We start from the raw sequence: 1,360 nt of genomic DNA, 5'->3' as shown, positions 1-1,360 counted from the left end.
GAGTCTGTAAAATATATTGTGTAAACTCTCAAACCCATTAAAATGGAAGTAAGAGAAAGGTTGGGGAGAACACATGGGACTTTGGACAAAACAACAGTTACGGGAATTTATTAAGGAAAACAACTTGGTAAGCGCACAGGATGCGCAGAATGCTCTAAAAGAGCTATTTGCGGAGACGATTCAGGAGATGCTGGAAGCCGAAATGGACACTCATTTAGGCTACGGAAAGCATGAAGTGAAGGCGAAGCTCACGCCAAACAGCCGTAACGGAAAGAGCCGTAAAACGGTTGTCAGTGAGTACGGGGAACAGGAAATCGCTATCCCTCGTGACCGTCTGGGTGAGTTTGAGCCACTTGTCGTCAAGAAGCATCAGTCGAACGTAACCGGCATCGAAGAGCAAATCATCGCTCTGTACGCCAAAGGGATTAGTACCCGAGAAATTCAGGATCACCTGGGGCAGATGTATGGCATTGAGGTGTCGCCTACGCTCATTTCCAATGTCACAAATAAGATTGTTCCTCTCATTAAAGAATGGCAGAATCGGCCTCTGCAAGGCGTTTACGCTGTTGTCTATCTGGATGCGATCCACTTCAAAGTCAAGCAAGACGGGGCCATTATCAACAAGGCTGCCTACATGGTCATTGGCATTGATCTGGACGGAAACAAAGACGTGCTGGGCATGTGGATTGGTGAGAACGAGTCCTCCAAGTTCTGGCTCAGCGTGCTGAATGAACTCAAGAATCGTGGAGTGGGGGACATTCTCATTATCTGCGTGGATAACCTGTCCGGGTTCTCTCAAGCGATTGCGGCCTGCTATCCCCAAACTGAAATCCAGAAGTGTATTATTCACCAAATCCGCAGCTCTACACGGTACGTGTCTTACAAGGATATTAAGAAGGTGACCGCCGACTTAAAGCCTATATACAAGGCAGCTACCGAGGAAGGTGCCTTGCTTGAACTCGACCGTTTTGAGGAAGTCTGGGGGGCGAAATATCCCCTCATTATCCGTTCGTGGCGGACGAATTGGGACGAACTTGCTACTTTTTTCAAGTACCCGCCTGAGATACGTAAACTGATTTACACCACCAATATGATTGAGAGTTACCACCGTCAGCTTCGTAAAGTAACCAAAGGAAAGAGCATCTTTCCTACCGATGAAGCTCTGCTAAAAATGCTCTATCTGGCCACCGTCGATGTCACTCGAAAATGGACTGGACGTGTCCAAAACTGGGGCCAAATGCTGCTCCAGCTTTCGGTATTTTTCCCAGACCGGGTCGGTCAACACTTGCGTTAGATTCGCGACTTCCCCCTCGGGGGAATCTGTGCTTAAAAGAGTTTACACAAAATTATTGACAGACCC

The 1,360-nt window shown here is 47.7% G+C and carries 1 protein-coding gene; it reads left to right on the top strand.

Annotated features, from left to right (window positions below; all coding sequences use genetic code 11):
* Positions 1-73 precede the first annotated feature (73 nt).
* Positions 74-1,294, top strand: a complete 1,221-nt coding sequence (locus tag ACPV3A_RS37655; RefSeq protein WP_206100169.1) for an IS256 family transposase — start codon at positions 74-76, stop codon at positions 1,292-1,294.
* Positions 1,295-1,360 lie beyond the last annotated feature (66 nt).

The organism is Paenibacillus sp. Dod16 (genome assembly GCF_049893405.1).
Lineage (GTDB): Bacteria > Bacillota > Bacilli > Paenibacillales > Paenibacillaceae > Paenibacillus_AQ.
This window is presented reverse-complemented; position numbering and strand designations above follow the sequence as displayed.

Bases quoted from the DNA above. Each gene is read 5' to 3' on its own strand.
- ACPV3A_RS37655 (WP_206100169.1), top strand. From the start codon at position 74: ATGGGACTTTGGACAAAACAACAGTTACGGGAATTTATTAAGGAAAAC.